This is a genomic window from Haliscomenobacter sp. (assembly GCF_965225875.1).
GTDB lineage: Bacteria > Bacteroidota > Bacteroidia > Chitinophagales > Saprospiraceae > Haliscomenobacter.
This window is the reverse complement of record NZ_CBDDBS010000003.1, coordinates 2,882,627-2,897,636: the sequence shown is the minus strand read 5'-3', so window position 1 is coordinate 2,897,636 and position 15,010 is coordinate 2,882,627. Positions and strand designations below refer to the sequence as shown.

Below are 15,010 nucleotides of genomic sequence, written 5' to 3'. Positions count from 1 at the left end.
ATTTCCTCGTATATTCACCCATCAACCTGCATTAAAAACTCTAGATCGCATGCTCAACCTATCTGTCCTGCTTGAAGACAGCGCGCGGCGCTATCCACAAAAAACAGCCTTTATTTTTGGCGATGTTCAACTCAGCTTTGCCCAGGTCAATGGCGCGGCCAATCAAGTGGCCAATGGCCTGCGGGCGCAAGGCATACAGCCTGGGGACAAAGTGGCCCTCAGCAGTTTTAACCTGCCCTATTTTCCCATCATTTACTTCGGGATTTTGAAAGCAGGTGCCGTGGTGGTACCGCTGAGCGTACTGCTCAAAAAAGACGAAATTGTTTACCACCTAAGCGACAGTGAGGCCAAAGCTTATTTTTGTTTTGTAGGCACACCTGATTTGCCGATCGGCCAAATGGGGCATCAGGCCTTTGGCGAAGTACCTACCTGCGATCATTTTTTCCTCATCATGCCACAGCCAACCGATGCCCCAGCCGTACCGGGTGTAGCCACTTTGGGCAGTTTGATGGCTGGGCAATCCCCTGCCGGACAGGCTCATGCCACTGGGGCTGAGGACACTGCAATTATCATTTACACATCGGGCACAACAGGCCGGCCCAAAGGAGCTGAGTTGACCCATAGCAACCTCTTGCAAAACGCCATCCTTTCGGCAGATTTGGTGGGCATTCAGCCAACCGATACTTTGTTGATTGTGCTGCCGCTCTTTCACATCTTTGCGATGACCGTGTTGATGAACGCGGGTTTGTACCGTGGGGCTACTAGTGTGTTGCTGCCAAGGTTTGATGCTGAAGCAGTATTTGGACTCATGGCCAAAAATAAAGTGACCGTTTTTGCGGGAGTGCCAACCATGTATTGGGGCTTGCTGAATTACAAGGAGGAGAAATTCGATTACCAAAGCATCGCGGCTCAATTGCGCATTGCAGTGTCGGGCGGTGCTTCCTTGCCCGTGCAGGTACTCAAGGATTTTGAAGCCCGCTTCAATGTGCCGATCATTGAAGGTTATGGCATGTCGGAAGGTTCACCGGTGGTGACCTTTAACCACCCCGATCGACCACGTAAACCGGGGAGCATTGGCACGCCAGTTTGGGGCGTAGAGGTCAAACTGGTTGACGACAAAGGCCAAACCGTGGCAGTAGGGGAAAAGGGGCAATTGCTTTACCGGGGTCACAATGTGATGAAAGGGTATTACCGCAAACCTGAGGCAACCGCCGAATCCCTGCAAGATGGTTGGTTACACTCGGGTGATGTGGCGATTCAGGACGAAGATGGATACTTCTACATTGTTGACCGCACCAAAGACATGATCATTCGGGGTGGCTTCAATGTGTATCCACGCGAGGTGGAGGAGGTGATGATTCAACACCCGGCTATTTCCCTGGTTGCAGTGATCGGGATACCCAACGATGAATATGGCGAAGAAATCAAGGCTTGTGTGGTATTGAAAGACGGAGCCAGTGCCAGCCCGGAGGAAATCATACAATGGACCAGCGAACGGATCGCAGCCTATAAATATCCCCGGGTGGTAGAGTTGTTGGACGCACTGCCAATGAGTGCTACGGGTAAAATTTTGAAAAAGGATCTGCGAAAACAGGACTAGGACCAAAGCATATTCCGGCCGGCCTTGATGTACTTTTTGACATTCAACCAAAAAGCCATCACCAGGTATACAATGATTGGTGACCCTAAGGTAACGAAGGAGGCGTAAATGAAATACAAACGAACCCGGTCAGGAGACAGGCCCATTTTTTGACCAACATAACTACAAACGCCAAAGGCGGAGCGTGCCAGGAGGGATTTCATTTCTTTCATAGCTGTTGCTTAAAACATGGTTAACCATTTGAACATGCAAATTAACGCAATATCCGGGAAAAGGTTGTACGTGCTTGGAATTTTAAGTGTCAACCCAAAGTTGGAAGGCTAAAGCGACGACATTTTTTTAGCACAAAGAACACAAAGGCAGCACAAAGGGCACAAAGTTAGGCGTTGACTAGGCTTTGTATTCAATGTGCTGCTTTGTGTTTGGTGGAAATTAATAAAGATGTAAGCTACAACATTTCTACTCGCAGTTGTTTCAGTGCTCGGGTCATTTGGGTTTCTACCGTTTTGATGGAAATGCCTAAGCGGTTGGCGATTTCCTGGTACTTGAGGCCCTCGTGGCGACTCAATTGGAACACAGTACGACATTGTGGGGGCAAACGTAAAATTGCAGAGTCAATTTTTTGCTGGGTCTCTCGTCCGATCAGGGTGTCATAAGCATCTGGCCCAGGGTAAGCTTGGTCGTAAAGACAATCATCTGAGTTGTGTTGTTGTTTTTTTGACTGCCGCTGTATGTCGATGGCCATGTTGCGTACACTGGCATAGAGGTAATATTTTGCGGAGGTTTTGATGTTGATCTGGGCGCGATTTTTCCAAATTTTGTAAAATACTTCCGATACTGCCTCCTCGGCTGCTTCCGGGCTGTGCAGGTAGCGGGTTGCAAAACTGCACAATTGTGCGTATTGGTTTTTAAAAAGGGCCTCAAAACTGGCCGAATCGCCTTGCTCTAAGGTTTGCTTGAACAACGTTTCGATGTGGTGGTTTTGTGCAGCCATAATGAAGTCGGTTTAGGAATTCCGAAGTTTATTTGGAAAATCTCCCCATTCCCTGAAGAATACTCGAAATTAGTTCAATTCATGGTATTTGTTTTGGTAATTGGCATTAAAAAGCTTCAAAAATGTATGTAAACGTTTACGGAACTTTCCGATAAGATGGATAAAACACCTCTCCTTTTTCTGAATTTGAGTAATATTGTAGAATCAACAAAAGTTGAGAAGGTTGAGAAAGTTGAGAAGTTGAGGCTTCCGCGAGCGACTTAGACGCAGAACGTACTCAACTTCTCAACCTCTCAACTCCTCAACCATAATCAAAGCCAAGCCATGCCGCAAGTGAGTATAAAGGACATTGCCCGGATGCTCAACATCTCGGTTGCCACGGTATCGCGGGCATTGCACAATCGATATGACGTAAAACCTGAAACCAAACAAAAGGTGCTGGAGCTGGCGGAACAATTGAACTACCGACCCAGCTCCCACGCCATTGGTTTATTGAAAAAACGAACCCATACCATTGGATTGGTGGTGCCTGAGATTGACAATCAGTTTTTTTCAGAAATCATCAATGGGCTGGAAAATGTAGCTTACCAGCAAGGCTATAACGTAATGATCTTCCAATCACAAAACATCTATGAGCGGGAAGTAAAAATCATCGATCAATTGATTGGGGCAAGGGTTGATGGGGTTGCCATCTCGATAGGCAGTTCCACCCAGGATTTTAAACACCTCAATATGCTCAAAGACCTGGACATCCCGCTGGCCATGTTCGATCGGGCCAATGATCAGGTATATGGCCATAAAATCATTAACGATAATTTCGAAGGTGGGTATAAGGCAGGTGAGTTTTTGATCAAGAGTGGTCGGCAGCGCATTGCCCATATTGCTGGGCCCTCCACCCTCAAATTAACCCGTTTGCGCATGCAGGGATTCAAAGCCGCTCTGCGGGATGCTCAAATGGAACTTCGTCCGGAATACTTGGTACACACTACTTTTCGGATGGAGGATAGCCATCAAACGGCGCTGGATTTGTTGAGCTTACCCCAGCCCCCTGATGCCATTTTTGCAGTGAGTGATTATGTTGCCTTGGGGGTACTTAAAGCTGCCCGGGAGTTGAACCTGAAAATCCCCCGGGATTTGGCACTCATTGGATTCACCAATCTTGCTGTCGGCCCTTTACTCGAACCTCCCCTCACCACCATCAGCCAACAATCTTATGAAATGGGGCAGGAAACGGCCCGGATTTTGCTCGAAAACATCGAATCGCCGGATAAGGATTTCAAATTACAAACGCGGATTTTTAAACCCGAATTGGTAGTTCGGAGCTCAGTTTGAGCTATAGCTTCGCTAAAAAAAAGAAACCCGCTCCGGCGAACCAAAGCGGGCTAGTTGGCATATGTCTATGCAGGAACTAGAGCGAAGCAGATTTGACCGTCTTGATGATCCGTGCAGCCACTTTGTATGGATCTGCAGCAGAGTTTGGACGACGATCTTCCAAATAACCTTTCCAGCCTTTTTCAACGGTAACAACAGGGATGCGGATTGAAGCACCACGGTCGGAAACACCATAGCTGAAGGTATCAATGGCTTGAGTTTCGTGCTTACCTGTCAAACGCAGGTGGTTATCTGGGCCATAAACAGCGATGTGTTCGGCGATAACTGGACGGAAAGACTCAAGAATTTTTTCGTATGTTTCTTTACTTCCTGCGGTACGCAAGAGGGTATTGGAGAAGTTGGCGTGCATACCAGAGCCATTCCAGTCACCTTTTACAGGCTTGCAATGCCACTCGATGGAAACGCCGTGTTGTTCACCAACGCGCTCGAGCAAATAACGAGCAACCCAAATTTGATCACCAGCAGATTTAGCACCTTTGGCAAAAATCTGGAACTCCCATTGGCCAGTGGCCACCTCTGCGTTGATCCCCTCAACGTTCAGGCCAGCTTCAAGGCAGATATCCAAATGCTCTTCAATGATTTCGCGGCCATAAGCCTTGCCATAACCAACGGAGCAATAGTATGGACCCTGTGGTGCTGGGTAACCATTTTCTGGGAAGCCCAGCGGTTTGCCAGTGGCAGGATCCCAAAGGAAATATTCTTGTTCGAAACCAAACCAGAAGTCGTTGTCGTCATCTTCGATCATTGCACGACCGTTGGATGGGTGAGCAGTGCCATCGGCGCTCAGTACTTCGGTCATGACCAACCAGCCATTTTTGCGAGCCGGATCGGGATACAAGGCAACTGGTTTCAGCAGACAGTCGGAGGAGTTACCTGGAGCTTGCTCAGTAGAGCTACCGTCGAAAGACCACATTGGGCAATCTTCCAGTTTTCCGCTAAAATCATCAACAATCTTTGTTTTACTGCGCAAGCTTTGCATAGGTTGATAGCCATCCAACCAAATGTACTCTAGTTTTGCTTTTGCCATGATTGCTTTTAGTTTAAAAAATTTGTGTTTAAGGTGAAAAGGCAGAGTGCCCAAATACTGCAGAAGGCAGGTTTGAGCACTCTATCTCTATCTCGTGTTTTGAGTTAGAAGCTATACACTGCGGCTAAGAGGAATACTGAATTTGCTTTCAGTGCCTCATCGCTGTATGAGGTAAAGGTGCCAGTGGCTTTAGCAGAATCGAAACGCAATTCAGGAATCAAACGCAAGTTTTTTGCAATCGTAACATTACCTGAAAGGGTCAGCGCAAAGATGTTATTGTCTTCTTCTCCGAAAAGGAAGCCATCTTTATCATCGATGGTTTCAGCACGTACCCCAAAAAGGAAGGAATCGCTGAAAGCATACTTAGCATACAATGCTGCACCAGACCAGCTGGCATCGCCATCACTATCAGAAGACAAAGTACGCATTGCTGCGTTGAAACCGAGTCCGAATTTTTCAGTTGCCTGGAAAGAGGCAGTGATGTCAAATTGGTTGCTCATAATTTCGGGAGAATCTTCTGTTTCTTCGGCGAAGCGGCCACCCAAATAGTTCAAGTAGGTGGAAAAGTTACCATTTACATAAGATAACTGCGCACCAAGATGTTGGCCTTTTACCACATCAATTTTGGTATCTGTGTCACCAAATACCCCAATCATTGCTCCAAACTTGTCAGATAAGGCTACGTTGGCTTTCACACCTGTGTGGAAGAACGGACCATAAGAAAACAAGTAAGACGTGCTGTAATTGACATTCAAAGGAGCATCAATCAATTCATACCCATAGAAAGTACTGAAGTTACCCAGGGTAAACTTCAATGCTTCGAATGGAGCATAAGTAACGTATAGCTGTTTGATCGCAGTCAAAGTCGTTACTTTGCCATCTGCATCAAAACCGCCGTTAGCCCCTTCAGCACGTGGACCGAAGGCAAGGTCAGCTACAAACCCCACTTTACCCTCTTTGGATAAAATCACGTTAGCCATGCCCAGTGAAAAAGAGTTATTCGTTCCACCTGTAAAGCTGGTTGGTAGTGGTGCCTTTCCTGCTAGGAAATAAGCATCTACTGCACCTCTGATGACAAGTGGAGACTCAGGAACTGAATCCTGCTTGCTCCAGCGCTGCTTGAAGCGCGAAACCAATGACTCTTGTAACACATCGTCTTGAGCAAAAGAAATGTTTGCGAGAGAAACAAACACAAATAGACATACTGCACTGTAAAAAATTCTCATGTTCAGATATTTGAGGGTTAGAGAAAGAACAAACCAACATTTTGGCACAATTGGAGATTGTGCTAACCCATTAATGCTCACCACTTCTGTGGCGAATCTTAGTGGGTATGATGATAATCCATTCTCATCCTCTCAAAAATCATTTGAGAAAATGCGCAAGATGTTTTACCTTTGCTCAGCTTTAGTTGAAAATGGATTACCGTTTTCTTTCGCAGGCTTCCAGATTCCCACAAATCTCGGAGGCCTTTTTTGTTTTTGTGCTCGACCTGATTGGGTCAATCAATCAAAAGAAAAATTGCTTTAGTTGAAAATCCGGCCTTGACACTCAAAGTCATTGCTAACGATGAGCCACTTCTTTCTGCCGGATTGAAGTGAAATTTCATTGTTTGAATTGGTAGCACTTGCCCACACAAGTGAAAGTTCAATCAATGATTATTTTTAAAGTGGTAATTTGGCTAAGGGCAGGCGGGGTTTGTTGAGTAGCGCTTATTTGCTTGTTTGGTTCTGGTCAGTTGACCTTGGCTTCATTTGATAATGTAAAAGTACTTGCTGTGCCGGGCCCATACTATTTATTTTTTGCTTTCAATGTGATGGCTAGCGCACTATTATGGGGTGATTGTGAGTATTAATTATTTGATTTGCAATTGTTTAAATTTGATTTATGCCTTTATGTCCAAGTGTCCTTAATGGCTTGTTTTTTTATTAAAAATAAGTCGATTCAGCGTAAAAAATTTGCTTTTTACCCCTGATTGGACTAAAAATCTCTTTTCATTCGGATTATAGTCTGAACTTAAACTGCTTACTTTATCTTCGCAGGATAGCTCATCATTGCTACTCACTATGCGCAGTATACTTATTTTACCTTTTTTATTGATGGTATCGCTATTGTCGATCGCCCAGCGGCCAGACAGTATAATCGTAGATCCTGTGCCAACAGACTTGCTGGAAGATTTTTTGCAAAATAGTGGAGCTGAATCAGGCGATTTTGATTTGAATGGGCAGTTCGATCTTTTGGCTACATTTCAAAAACGCCCGCTTAACATCAATCGTTGTGATGAAGCTGATTTGCGTGAACTGGGTTTGTTGAATGACATACAAATCAATAACCTTTTACAATACCGTAAAACCGCGGGGCCGCTTCTGGCTTTGTATGAATTGCAGGTCATTCCTGGTTTTGATTTAGCGCTCATTCGCCGCATTATTCCTTACCTGACTACTGGGGGGGATTTGGATGATTTCCAGGCTTCCATCCTGGAAATGATCGGCGATGGCCGGAATGAGGCTCAAATGCGTTGGTCCCGAGTATTGGAAAAACAGGCAGGTTATGCCAATCCAGAGTCTGACCAGTCTTACCGGGGTGACCCCAACCAGTTGTTTGTCCGCTGGCGGCATACTTATTACAATCGTTTGAGTTTTGGAATCACCGCTGAAAAGGATCGAGGTGAGGCTTTTTTTAAAGAAAACAATCGCCAGGGTTTTGATTTTTATTCAGCGCATTTTTTCCTGAACAACTACCGCAAAAAACTAAAAGCATTGGCCCTGGGGGATTTTAATGCCAGTTTTGGACAAGGTTTGATTTTGTTTTCGGGATTCAGCACGGGAAAAAATGCGGCGTCTACTTTGGTCAAACGCAACGCGCGCAACCTGCGCCCTTATGCCTCAGCCAATGAAGCCAATTACCTGCGTGGAGTGGGGATTAGTTATGCCCTGAGCGACAAATTGGAGGCAACCGCTTTTTATTCCAGTCGCTTGCGTGATGGTAATGTCAATGGTGTTGATACCCTGGATGAGGAAGTGGCTAGCTTCAGTTCCTTCATCGACGCAGGATTTCATCGGACTGCCCGTGAAATTGAAGACAAAAACAGTGTGCGCCAGAACATCAGTGGCTTGTCGCTACAATACCATAGTGGATCTTACCGGCTGGGAATCAACAGCGTGTACCATCGCTTTGATCGAGCTTTGACCCTCAATCCACAGCCCTACAACCGTTTTTACTTTCAAGGGCAATCCCTATTTAACACCAGTGTTGATTATTCGGCTCGTTGGGGCAATTTGAATGCTTTTGGAGAAACCGCCTGGAGCGACAATGGAGCCATCTCCACTTTAAATGGCTTGCTGATGACCCTGGATCGGAAAATGGATGCGGCCTTGGTTTACCGCCGTTACCCACGCAATTTCCAGGCGCTGGGCGCAGCCGCTTTTGGGGAAACCGATGGAGGGCGCAACGAAGAAGGGATGTACATGGGTTTGGAAGTCCGACCTCGCACTGGCTGGACGGTTAATGCCTATTACGATGTGTGGCGGCACCCCTGGTTGCGCTTTCAGGTAGATGCACCCTCCCGTGGCACCGAATGGCGATTGCGCCTGACTTATGAAAAACGCCGCCGGATGCGGGCCTTTGTAGAGTTGCGTCAGGAAAACAAGGAGGAAAACGCCTTCGGCAACGAAACTGCCTATAATGTGCTAGCCCCCACCAGACTGATACAATTGCGTACCTACATCAGCAACCAGGTGAGTAAAGCCATGGAGTTGCGCACCCGCGCCGATTGGGGGTATTGGGATGATGGTGTCGGGGCGAAAGAATTTGGATTTGCGGTATTGCAGGATGTAATTGTTCAGCCGATTGGCTTTCCACTGTCATTCAATACTCGTTTTGCCCTGTTTGATACCGATAGTTACAATGTGCGTTTTTATTACTACGAAAACGACCTGCTCAACACCTTTTCCATTCCACCTTATTACAATCGGGGCTCACGGGTGTACCTGAACTTACGGTATCGACCGGTATCTGCGCTGACGATAGAAGCCCGTTTTGCCCAAACCTTCTGGTCCAATCAAACGGAGATCGGAAGTGGTCTGGAATTGATCAACGGGCCTCGAAGAACCCAGCTGAGTGCTCAGATTAAATATGTGTTTTAGGGCGATCAGCAGTCAGCAATGAGCTATCAGCAATGAGTAACCAGCAATCCGTTTTGCTGACTGCTGATAGCTGACTGCTGATAGCTATTTTCTATCTTTGCGCCTCAAAAAATCCAAACATGGAATTGTACAAGGAATTCAGCTTTGATGCAGCCCATTTTTTGCCCAATGTACCCGCCGGACATAAGTGTGCACACATGCATGGGCATACCTATTATGTAAAGATCCTTTTGGAGGGGCCTTTAGATCCACATTTGGGTTGGGTGGTTGACTTCGCCGACGTAAAAAATGCCTGGAAGCCGCTGGAAAAAATCCTGGACCACAAAATGCTCAATGATATTCCGGGCTTGGAGAACCCAACCGCGGAAGTGATTGCCGTATGGATTTGGGATCGTCTCAAACCTAAATTGGCTCAACTTAAATCAATTGAAGTAAAAGAAACCCCAACCACTGGGGTGATTTATTACGGCCAATAGTGAAATTTGTTGAATTAAAACAAAGTGAGTAAACTTTAGAGGCGAATTGGGCATTTTATTGTGCAATGATCATTTAAAGCTTGATGCAGTGGATGTAATCACCAATCGTTCCTCTCGCCTGTTTATCATTTTGGGTGGTTTTTTTGTTGCCAATGCACTGGTGGCAGAATTCATCGGTGTGAAAATATTCGCCCTTGAAAACACCCTGGGAATCGAACCCTTCAATTTTAATTTATTTGGCCAAAAAGGTGCCCTGCAATTTTCGGCTGGAGTCTTGCTATGGCCGGTCGTGTTTATCATGACCGACATCATCAATGAATATTACGGCAAACGGGGTGTCCAGTTGTTGTCCTTTCTAGCGATTGGACTTATTTCTTATGCTTTTATCATGATTTTTGCTTCAATAAACCTGGTGCCCGCTGAATGGTGGTTGGAGCAAAATGCCACACGAGGAGTGCCCAATATGCAAAATGCCTTTAGTGTTATTCTGGGGCAGGGAATGTTGATCATCATTGGTTCACTTACCGCTTTTACCATTGGCCAGTTGACCGATGTGCTCATTTTTCATCGGATCAAAAAATGGACTGGGGAAAAAAACATCTGGCTGCGGGCCACTGGGTCAACGGTTGTTTCCCAGTTTTTTGATAGCATGGTGGTGCTCTGTATTGCGTTTAAATGGGGACCGGAATTGGTAGGCAATGTAGAACCCTGGACCTGGAACCAGCTGTTTGCAGTAGCCACCATTCAGTACTCCTACAAATTTTTGATGGCACTCTGTCTTACGCCTATTTTGTATGTTGCTCACCGGGGCATTGATTATTACCTGGGGCATGAGACCTCAGAAGCGATGAAAAAACGAGCTACTTCTTGGTGACGCTGTCAAGTTTATAAACTTCGGAGCCCATTTTTTTCTATTTTTGTTGCCAGACGTTTTAGCCTGACCAGATACCTAATATATCTATGCAAAGCATCCAGCAAACCACCGATACCATCCTGATGGTACGTCCAGCCCATTTTGGATTCAATGAGGAAACGGCATCCAACAATGCTTTTCAAGTCAATGACCAAAGCCTCAGCCCGGCAGAAATCCAAGAAAAAGCCAAAGCCGAATTTGACACTTTTGTCGCCAAATTACGGGCGGCTGGAGTCAACGTTATCGTAGTAGAAGACAGCGCTGATCCCCTTACTCCTGATGCAGTGTTCCCCAATAACTGGGTTACTTTTCACCAGGATGGCCTGATCATAACCTATCCGATGTATGCGGCCAAACGCAGGTTGGAACGTCGTGAAGATGTTTTGAATGACCTATCCACGCAATTCGCCATTACCAACCATGTGCGGATGGAAGGCCACGAGGCCCAGGACAAATTCCTCGAAGGTACGGGGAGTATGATTTTGGACCGTCCCAATCGCCTGGTTTATGCTTGTCTGAGTCCGCGTACCGACCCAGAATTATTGGAGGAGTTTTCCCGAATCACCGGTTATACGCCAGTCCTTTTTCATGCGGTGGATGGCCAGGGACAGGATATTTACCACACCAATGTGATGATGGCTCTGGGCGAAACCTTTGTGGTAATTGTACTGGATAGCATTCGGGATGCCGAAGATAAATCAGATTTGTTGTCCTATTTTGATGCTACAGGCAAAGAAGTCATTGACCTGAGTCTGGATCAAATGATGTCTTTTGCAGGCAATATGCTGCAGGTGCGCAACACGAGCGGCCAAACCTTTCTGGTGATGTCGACTCAGGCTTACGAGTCCTTAAAGCCAGATCAAATTGCAAAAATTGAAAAACACACCAAGATTTTGCACAGCCCGATCAAAACCATTGAAACTTATGGTGGGGGGAGTGCAAGGTGTATGATGGCGGAGGTGTTTTTGCCACACCGATCTTAGAACCAATCGAAAGCAAAGAACCGCATCAGGTTTGAACTAAAAAAATCAGGGCTGCCTCCATCGGAAGCAGCCCTTTTTTTATCCTAAGACTTGATCGTCAAGTATTGCTTAGAAGTAGTAACGTACGCCCAATTGTGCCTGCCATACGTTGTTCACGTTGATGGTTTTTACAAAAGGAGTATCCAGCAGGATGGTTTGGCCATTCACAACCCGAGTCGCCATACGGAAAGATGGAGTACCATCCGCCGCAACCGCAGCTACAGTCAGTGGGTTGGCAGTACCAAAGCTACCAGAGGTGAGTTGGTTTCCTACACCCCAGGCATTATTCAGCATGTTGCCGAAGTTGAGGATGTCCGCACGGAACTGCAAGGTGTTTTTCTTCTCACCAATTTTGATGTATACTTCTTGCATCACGGTGAGGTCAAAACGAGTCAACCAGGGCAGGTAGCCGCCGTTGCGCTCTGCATACTGACCACGACGAGAATTCAGGTACTCATCTGAAGCGATGAATGCATTGAAAGCAGTTTGTTGCTCTGCAGCAGTAAAGGTTTTGGCATTGGCACCACTACCCACGGTAAGGTTGGAGAAGGTAAGCTCTGTAGCATTGTTAGGTACATAGATCAGGTCGTTGATCTGACCATCACCATTCAAGTCGTTGCCATAAGTATAGTTAACTTTGGAACCACTTGCAGCAACACCACCCAAAGTGATCTCAGTAGCGCCACCAAACTTGCCACCATAGTTGATACGGTAGTTCACAAAACCTACAAAACGGTGACGCAGGTCGTTGTCAGAGTAAGACGCTTCCAGGAAGTTTTGACCACCTACAGTTGGCGCGTTGGCTTGTACCGTACTACCAACCGACTGAAGGTCAGTAGCCTTAGCATAGGTATAACCAATCATCCCACCAAAACCATTAACCGCTGGTTTTTCCAATTTTGCAGTGAAAGAGTAAGCATACCCTTCTGTCGTATTGGCCAAAACGAAAGCGTTAGAAATGGTTGGGTTGATGAAGCGGGCGATGTTTACGGTGTTGTTGGCACCTGAACCAGAGCTGGCAACTCCTGATGCAGGGAAACGACCACGAGTGTCAGCACCTTTCAGTACACGATCTGGGCCTTTCAGGTTGGCATCGATGTAGCGCAAACCTTGCAACACCTGGTTGTAGATACCTTCAACGGTGAAGACCAGGCCAAGTGGTAATTTCTGGTCAATGGCCAGGTTGCTTTTCCACAGGCTTGGGTATTTCAGATCCTCCTTAGATGCGTTGATAACATAAGGTGGCAACTTGGTGATATCTGTGCTACCTGGCTCAAAACGGCTAGGATCGGTCGTAAATGGATAAGCAGTTGTATTGGTTACGTTGATCACAGCAGTGTTTACCCCGTTGTTACCCAACTGGTTGGACACCAATACCTGAGGAATGCGGGAAACGAAGATACCCGTACCCCCGCGAACTTGGGTTTTTTGATCACCTTTAACATCCAGGTTGAAACCTAAACGTGGAGACAGCAATACCGCAGCTTTAGGGAATGCACCTGTATTGATTTTCAGGTTTTCGTTGTTTTCATCCTTGAAAGTCAAACCACCTACAACCGGGTTGTAGAAGTCTTCAGCAGTTCCGTTGTCGTATTTGAAGAGGTCTGCACGTACACCGTAAGTCAGTTTGAAGCGCTTGGAAACTTGCAGCTCATCCTGTACATAACCGGTGAAAGTAGATACCTTCAACACTTGCAGTGGCTCAGCTCCATCAGGTAACAGAGAATAGCGCAAGTTGTAACGGTTCACAGTTACAGGTGAAACGGTATTGTTTGGGTTGTTTTTAAAATCCAGTGCTGCTGCTTTGAAGTCAGCAATCGAGTTGTACACATAAACGCCGTTAGAAGCTGGGAAGAATACGTTGTTAGACTGGAAGTATTCATAACCCAAACCAATGGTGAAGTAGTGCTTCTTAACCGAAATGTTGTAGTTGTTGATCAGGTTAAGCGTGCTGTAGTTCAACTTGTTGTTTGGCGTGAAGGGGTCAAAACCAATGGTAGTGTAAGTGGTTCCGTCCTTCAGGATATCAACAGTTGGGAAAACGTCGGTGCGGTATTTGCGGTCTTCAATTTGTTTGTTGAAGGTAGCCACAAAGTTGTTCGATGTTTTGTTGCTCAACACCGAGTTCAATTCAAAAGCAATCGAACGGGTATTGTCCTGGATGATGTAACCAGTGTTCTCGCCAGAGATAGCCAAGGCAGAGTTTTGACGGTTACCGTTACCCGCAGTGTTACTACTGTTTGAGCTACTGATTACTTGCTCAGATTCAGAGTTGTGGTGCGAGTAGCGCAAAGAGGCTTTGTGCTTTTGGCTGATGTTGTAGTCCAAACGGGCAATACCTTTGCGGCTGGTGATGTCGTTGTTGAAATTGTCCAAGGTTCCCAGGTCGTAGTTGAAGTTGGTCTTCATGAAGCTACTCAAATCCTGAAGGTCGGCTTCAGTTACGCGGGATACGTTACCGGTAGCTCCAGCGCGGTTCAATTGCCAGGTCAAAGCGGGGTTAGAGCTTTTGAATTGCTCACCGTTGACAAAGAAGAACAACTTATTTTTGATGATTGGACCACCCAAACGGAAACCAGTTGTCTTTTCATCAATGGTTACGGCAGGAATTTTCTGACCATCTGCTTTTTCTCCCACCAAATCCTGGCTACGCCAAATGTGGTAAGCAGAACCTGAAAATTCGTTGGTACCAGAGCGGGTTACTGCGTTGATGCCTGCTCCGGCAAAGCCAGACTGACGAACATCAAAAGGTGCAATGTTGATTTGGAGTTCTTCCAATGCGTCCAGCGAAATGGCGCTGGTACCAGTACGACCACCCGCCTGAGCAGATGAACCCAAACCAAAACCGTTGTTGAACACCGAACCGTCGATGGTGAAGTTGTTGAAACGGCTATCCTGACCAGCAAAGGAACGTCCGTTGCTGTAGGCGTTGTACTTGGTAATGTCGTCAATGGTACGGCCAATGGTAGGGAGGCTGTTGATTGCTTTGGTGTCGTATTGTACTGCGGCACCGGTACGATCGCTGGAGAAGATGGAGTTTTTGCCGCTGCTGATCACAACGTCGTCCAAAGTTACTGCTTGCTCTGCCAACTCGAAGTTGATGGTTGCAGCAGTTCCCAAGCTGATGTAAATGTTTTCTTTTACTTGGTCGGCAAATCCGGTGTATGTCACCGTAATTTTGTAGGGACCACCTACACGCATACCTGGCATGCGGTAAGAACCGTCCAGGTCGGTAGCGGTACCATACGAGGTACCCGAAGGTACGTGTACTGCAACCACGTTGGCACCAATCAGGGCTTCTCCTTTGGAGTCGGTAATGATACCGGCCATCGCGGAAGTAGTCACCTGAGCAAAAGCGCCCAATTGCGCAGCTAGAATGACAACTACTGTGCAAAGCGCTTTAAACAGGTTAGCAAGCTTCATAAACTAGTTAAATTTGGT

General features: G+C 46.4%; 12 protein-coding genes. 7 read left to right on the top strand and 5 right to left on the bottom strand.

All coding sequences use genetic code 11. The features are described 5' to 3' along the window. The first annotated feature begins 49 nt into the window (after positions 1-49). On the top strand, positions 50-1,600 hold the full coding sequence (locus tag ACO08K_RS31545; protein ID WP_421800489.1) for a long-chain-fatty-acid--CoA ligase: 1,551 nt from the start codon (positions 50-52) through the stop codon (positions 1,598-1,600). Here the strand turns inward: ACO08K_RS31545 and ACO08K_RS31540 are convergent. After that, positions 1,597-1,812, bottom strand: coding sequence for a PspC domain-containing protein (locus ACO08K_RS31540; protein WP_421800488.1), 216 nt, complete (start codon positions 1,810-1,812; stop codon positions 1,597-1,599). The genes ACO08K_RS31545 and ACO08K_RS31540 overlap by 4 nt on opposite strands. Positions 1,813-2,048: 236 nt before the next feature. Next, positions 2,049-2,594, bottom strand: a complete 546-nt coding sequence (locus ACO08K_RS31535; RefSeq protein ID WP_421800487.1) for an RNA polymerase sigma-70 factor — start codon at positions 2,592-2,594, stop codon at positions 2,049-2,051. 324 nt (positions 2,595-2,918) lie between these two features. Between ACO08K_RS31535 and ACO08K_RS31530 the strand changes: the two genes are divergently transcribed. Next, positions 2,919-3,926, top strand: a complete 1,008-nt coding sequence (locus ACO08K_RS31530; RefSeq protein ID WP_421800486.1) for a LacI family DNA-binding transcriptional regulator — start codon at positions 2,919-2,921, stop codon at positions 3,924-3,926. A gap of 76 nt (positions 3,927-4,002) precedes the next feature. On the opposite strand, the gene ACO08K_RS31525 is transcribed toward ACO08K_RS31530, so the two are convergent. Both ACO08K_RS31525 and ACO08K_RS31520 read right to left on the bottom strand, forming a co-directional pair. Then, a complete protein-coding gene (locus ACO08K_RS31525) occupies positions 4,003-5,013 on the bottom strand; it encodes a glutamine synthetase beta-grasp domain-containing protein (protein ID WP_421800485.1) in 1,011 nt (336 codons plus the stop codon). A gap of 104 nt (positions 5,014-5,117) precedes the next feature. Then, positions 5,118-6,239: an outer membrane beta-barrel protein gene (locus tag ACO08K_RS31520; RefSeq protein WP_421800484.1), complete on the bottom strand. Its 1,122-nt coding sequence runs from the start codon at positions 6,237-6,239 to the stop codon at positions 5,118-5,120. Here ACO08K_RS31520 and ACO08K_RS31515 point away from each other — a divergent pair. From ACO08K_RS31515 to ctlX, 5 genes are all read left to right on the top strand, one after another. Beyond that, the gene (locus ACO08K_RS31515; RefSeq protein ID WP_421800483.1) at positions 6,238-6,543 is read left to right on the top strand and encodes a hypothetical protein; all 306 of its coding nucleotides are present in this window, start codon (positions 6,238-6,240) and stop codon (positions 6,541-6,543) included. The genes ACO08K_RS31520 and ACO08K_RS31515 overlap by 2 nt on opposite strands. A gap of 536 nt (positions 6,544-7,079) precedes the next feature. Then, entirely contained in the window at positions 7,080-9,158 is a 2,079-nt protein-coding gene (locus ACO08K_RS31510; RefSeq protein WP_421800482.1) for a ComEA family DNA-binding protein, read from the top strand. 119 nt (positions 9,159-9,277) lie between these two features. Continuing rightward, complete coding sequence (gene queD / locus ACO08K_RS31505) at positions 9,278-9,634, top strand: 6-carboxytetrahydropterin synthase QueD (RefSeq protein WP_421800481.1); 357 nt, start codon at positions 9,278-9,280, stop codon at positions 9,632-9,634. Positions 9,635-9,722: 88 nt separating this feature from the next. Beyond that, a complete protein-coding gene (locus tag ACO08K_RS31500) occupies positions 9,723-10,508 on the top strand; it encodes a queuosine precursor transporter (protein WP_421800480.1) in 786 nt (261 codons plus the stop codon). A gap of 86 nt (positions 10,509-10,594) precedes the next feature. Continuing rightward, a complete protein-coding gene (gene ctlX / locus ACO08K_RS31495; protein WP_421800479.1) occupies positions 10,595-11,530 on the top strand; it encodes a citrulline utilization hydrolase CtlX in 936 nt (311 codons plus the stop codon). A 108-nt stretch (positions 11,531-11,638) separates the two neighbouring features. Here the strand turns inward: ctlX and ACO08K_RS31490 are convergent, their stop codons facing one another. Then, positions 11,639-14,992 carry a carboxypeptidase regulatory-like domain-containing protein gene (locus ACO08K_RS31490; RefSeq protein ID WP_421800478.1) on the bottom strand — a complete coding sequence of 1,118 codons (3,354 nt, stop codon included), beginning with the start codon at positions 14,990-14,992 and terminating at the stop codon, positions 11,639-11,641. Positions 14,993-15,010 lie beyond the last annotated feature (18 nt).

What these genes read in the sequence shown, in the direction of transcription:
- ACO08K_RS31545 (WP_421800489.1), top strand. Translation starts at nt 50, where the DNA reads ATGCTCAACCTATCTGTCCTGCTTGAAGACAGCGCGCGGCGCTATCCA.
- ACO08K_RS31540 (WP_421800488.1), bottom strand. Translation starts at nt 1,812, where the DNA reads ATGAAAGAAATGAAATCCCTCCTGGCACGCTCCGCCTTTGGCGTTTGT.
- ACO08K_RS31535 (WP_421800487.1), bottom strand. Translation starts at nt 2,594, where the DNA reads ATGGCTGCACAAAACCACCACATCGAAACGTTGTTCAAGCAAACCTTA.
- ACO08K_RS31530 (WP_421800486.1), top strand. Translation starts at nt 2,919, where the DNA reads ATGCCGCAAGTGAGTATAAAGGACATTGCCCGGATGCTCAACATCTCG.
- ACO08K_RS31525 (WP_421800485.1), bottom strand. Translation starts at nt 5,013, where the DNA reads ATGGCAAAAGCAAAACTAGAGTACATTTGGTTGGATGGCTATCAACCT.
- ACO08K_RS31515 (WP_421800483.1), top strand. Translation starts at nt 6,238, where the DNA reads ATGTTCAGATATTTGAGGGTTAGAGAAAGAACAAACCAACATTTTGGC.
- ACO08K_RS31520 (WP_421800484.1), bottom strand. Translation starts at nt 6,239, where the DNA reads ATGAGAATTTTTTACAGTGCAGTATGTCTATTTGTGTTTGTTTCTCTC.
- ACO08K_RS31510 (WP_421800482.1), top strand. Translation starts at nt 7,080, where the DNA reads ATGCGCAGTATACTTATTTTACCTTTTTTATTGATGGTATCGCTATTG.
- queD (WP_421800481.1), top strand. Translation starts at nt 9,278, where the DNA reads ATGGAATTGTACAAGGAATTCAGCTTTGATGCAGCCCATTTTTTGCCC.
- ctlX (WP_421800479.1), top strand. Translation starts at nt 10,595, where the DNA reads ATGCAAAGCATCCAGCAAACCACCGATACCATCCTGATGGTACGTCCA.
- ACO08K_RS31490 (WP_421800478.1), bottom strand. Translation starts at nt 14,992, where the DNA reads ATGAAGCTTGCTAACCTGTTTAAAGCGCTTTGCACAGTAGTTGTCATT.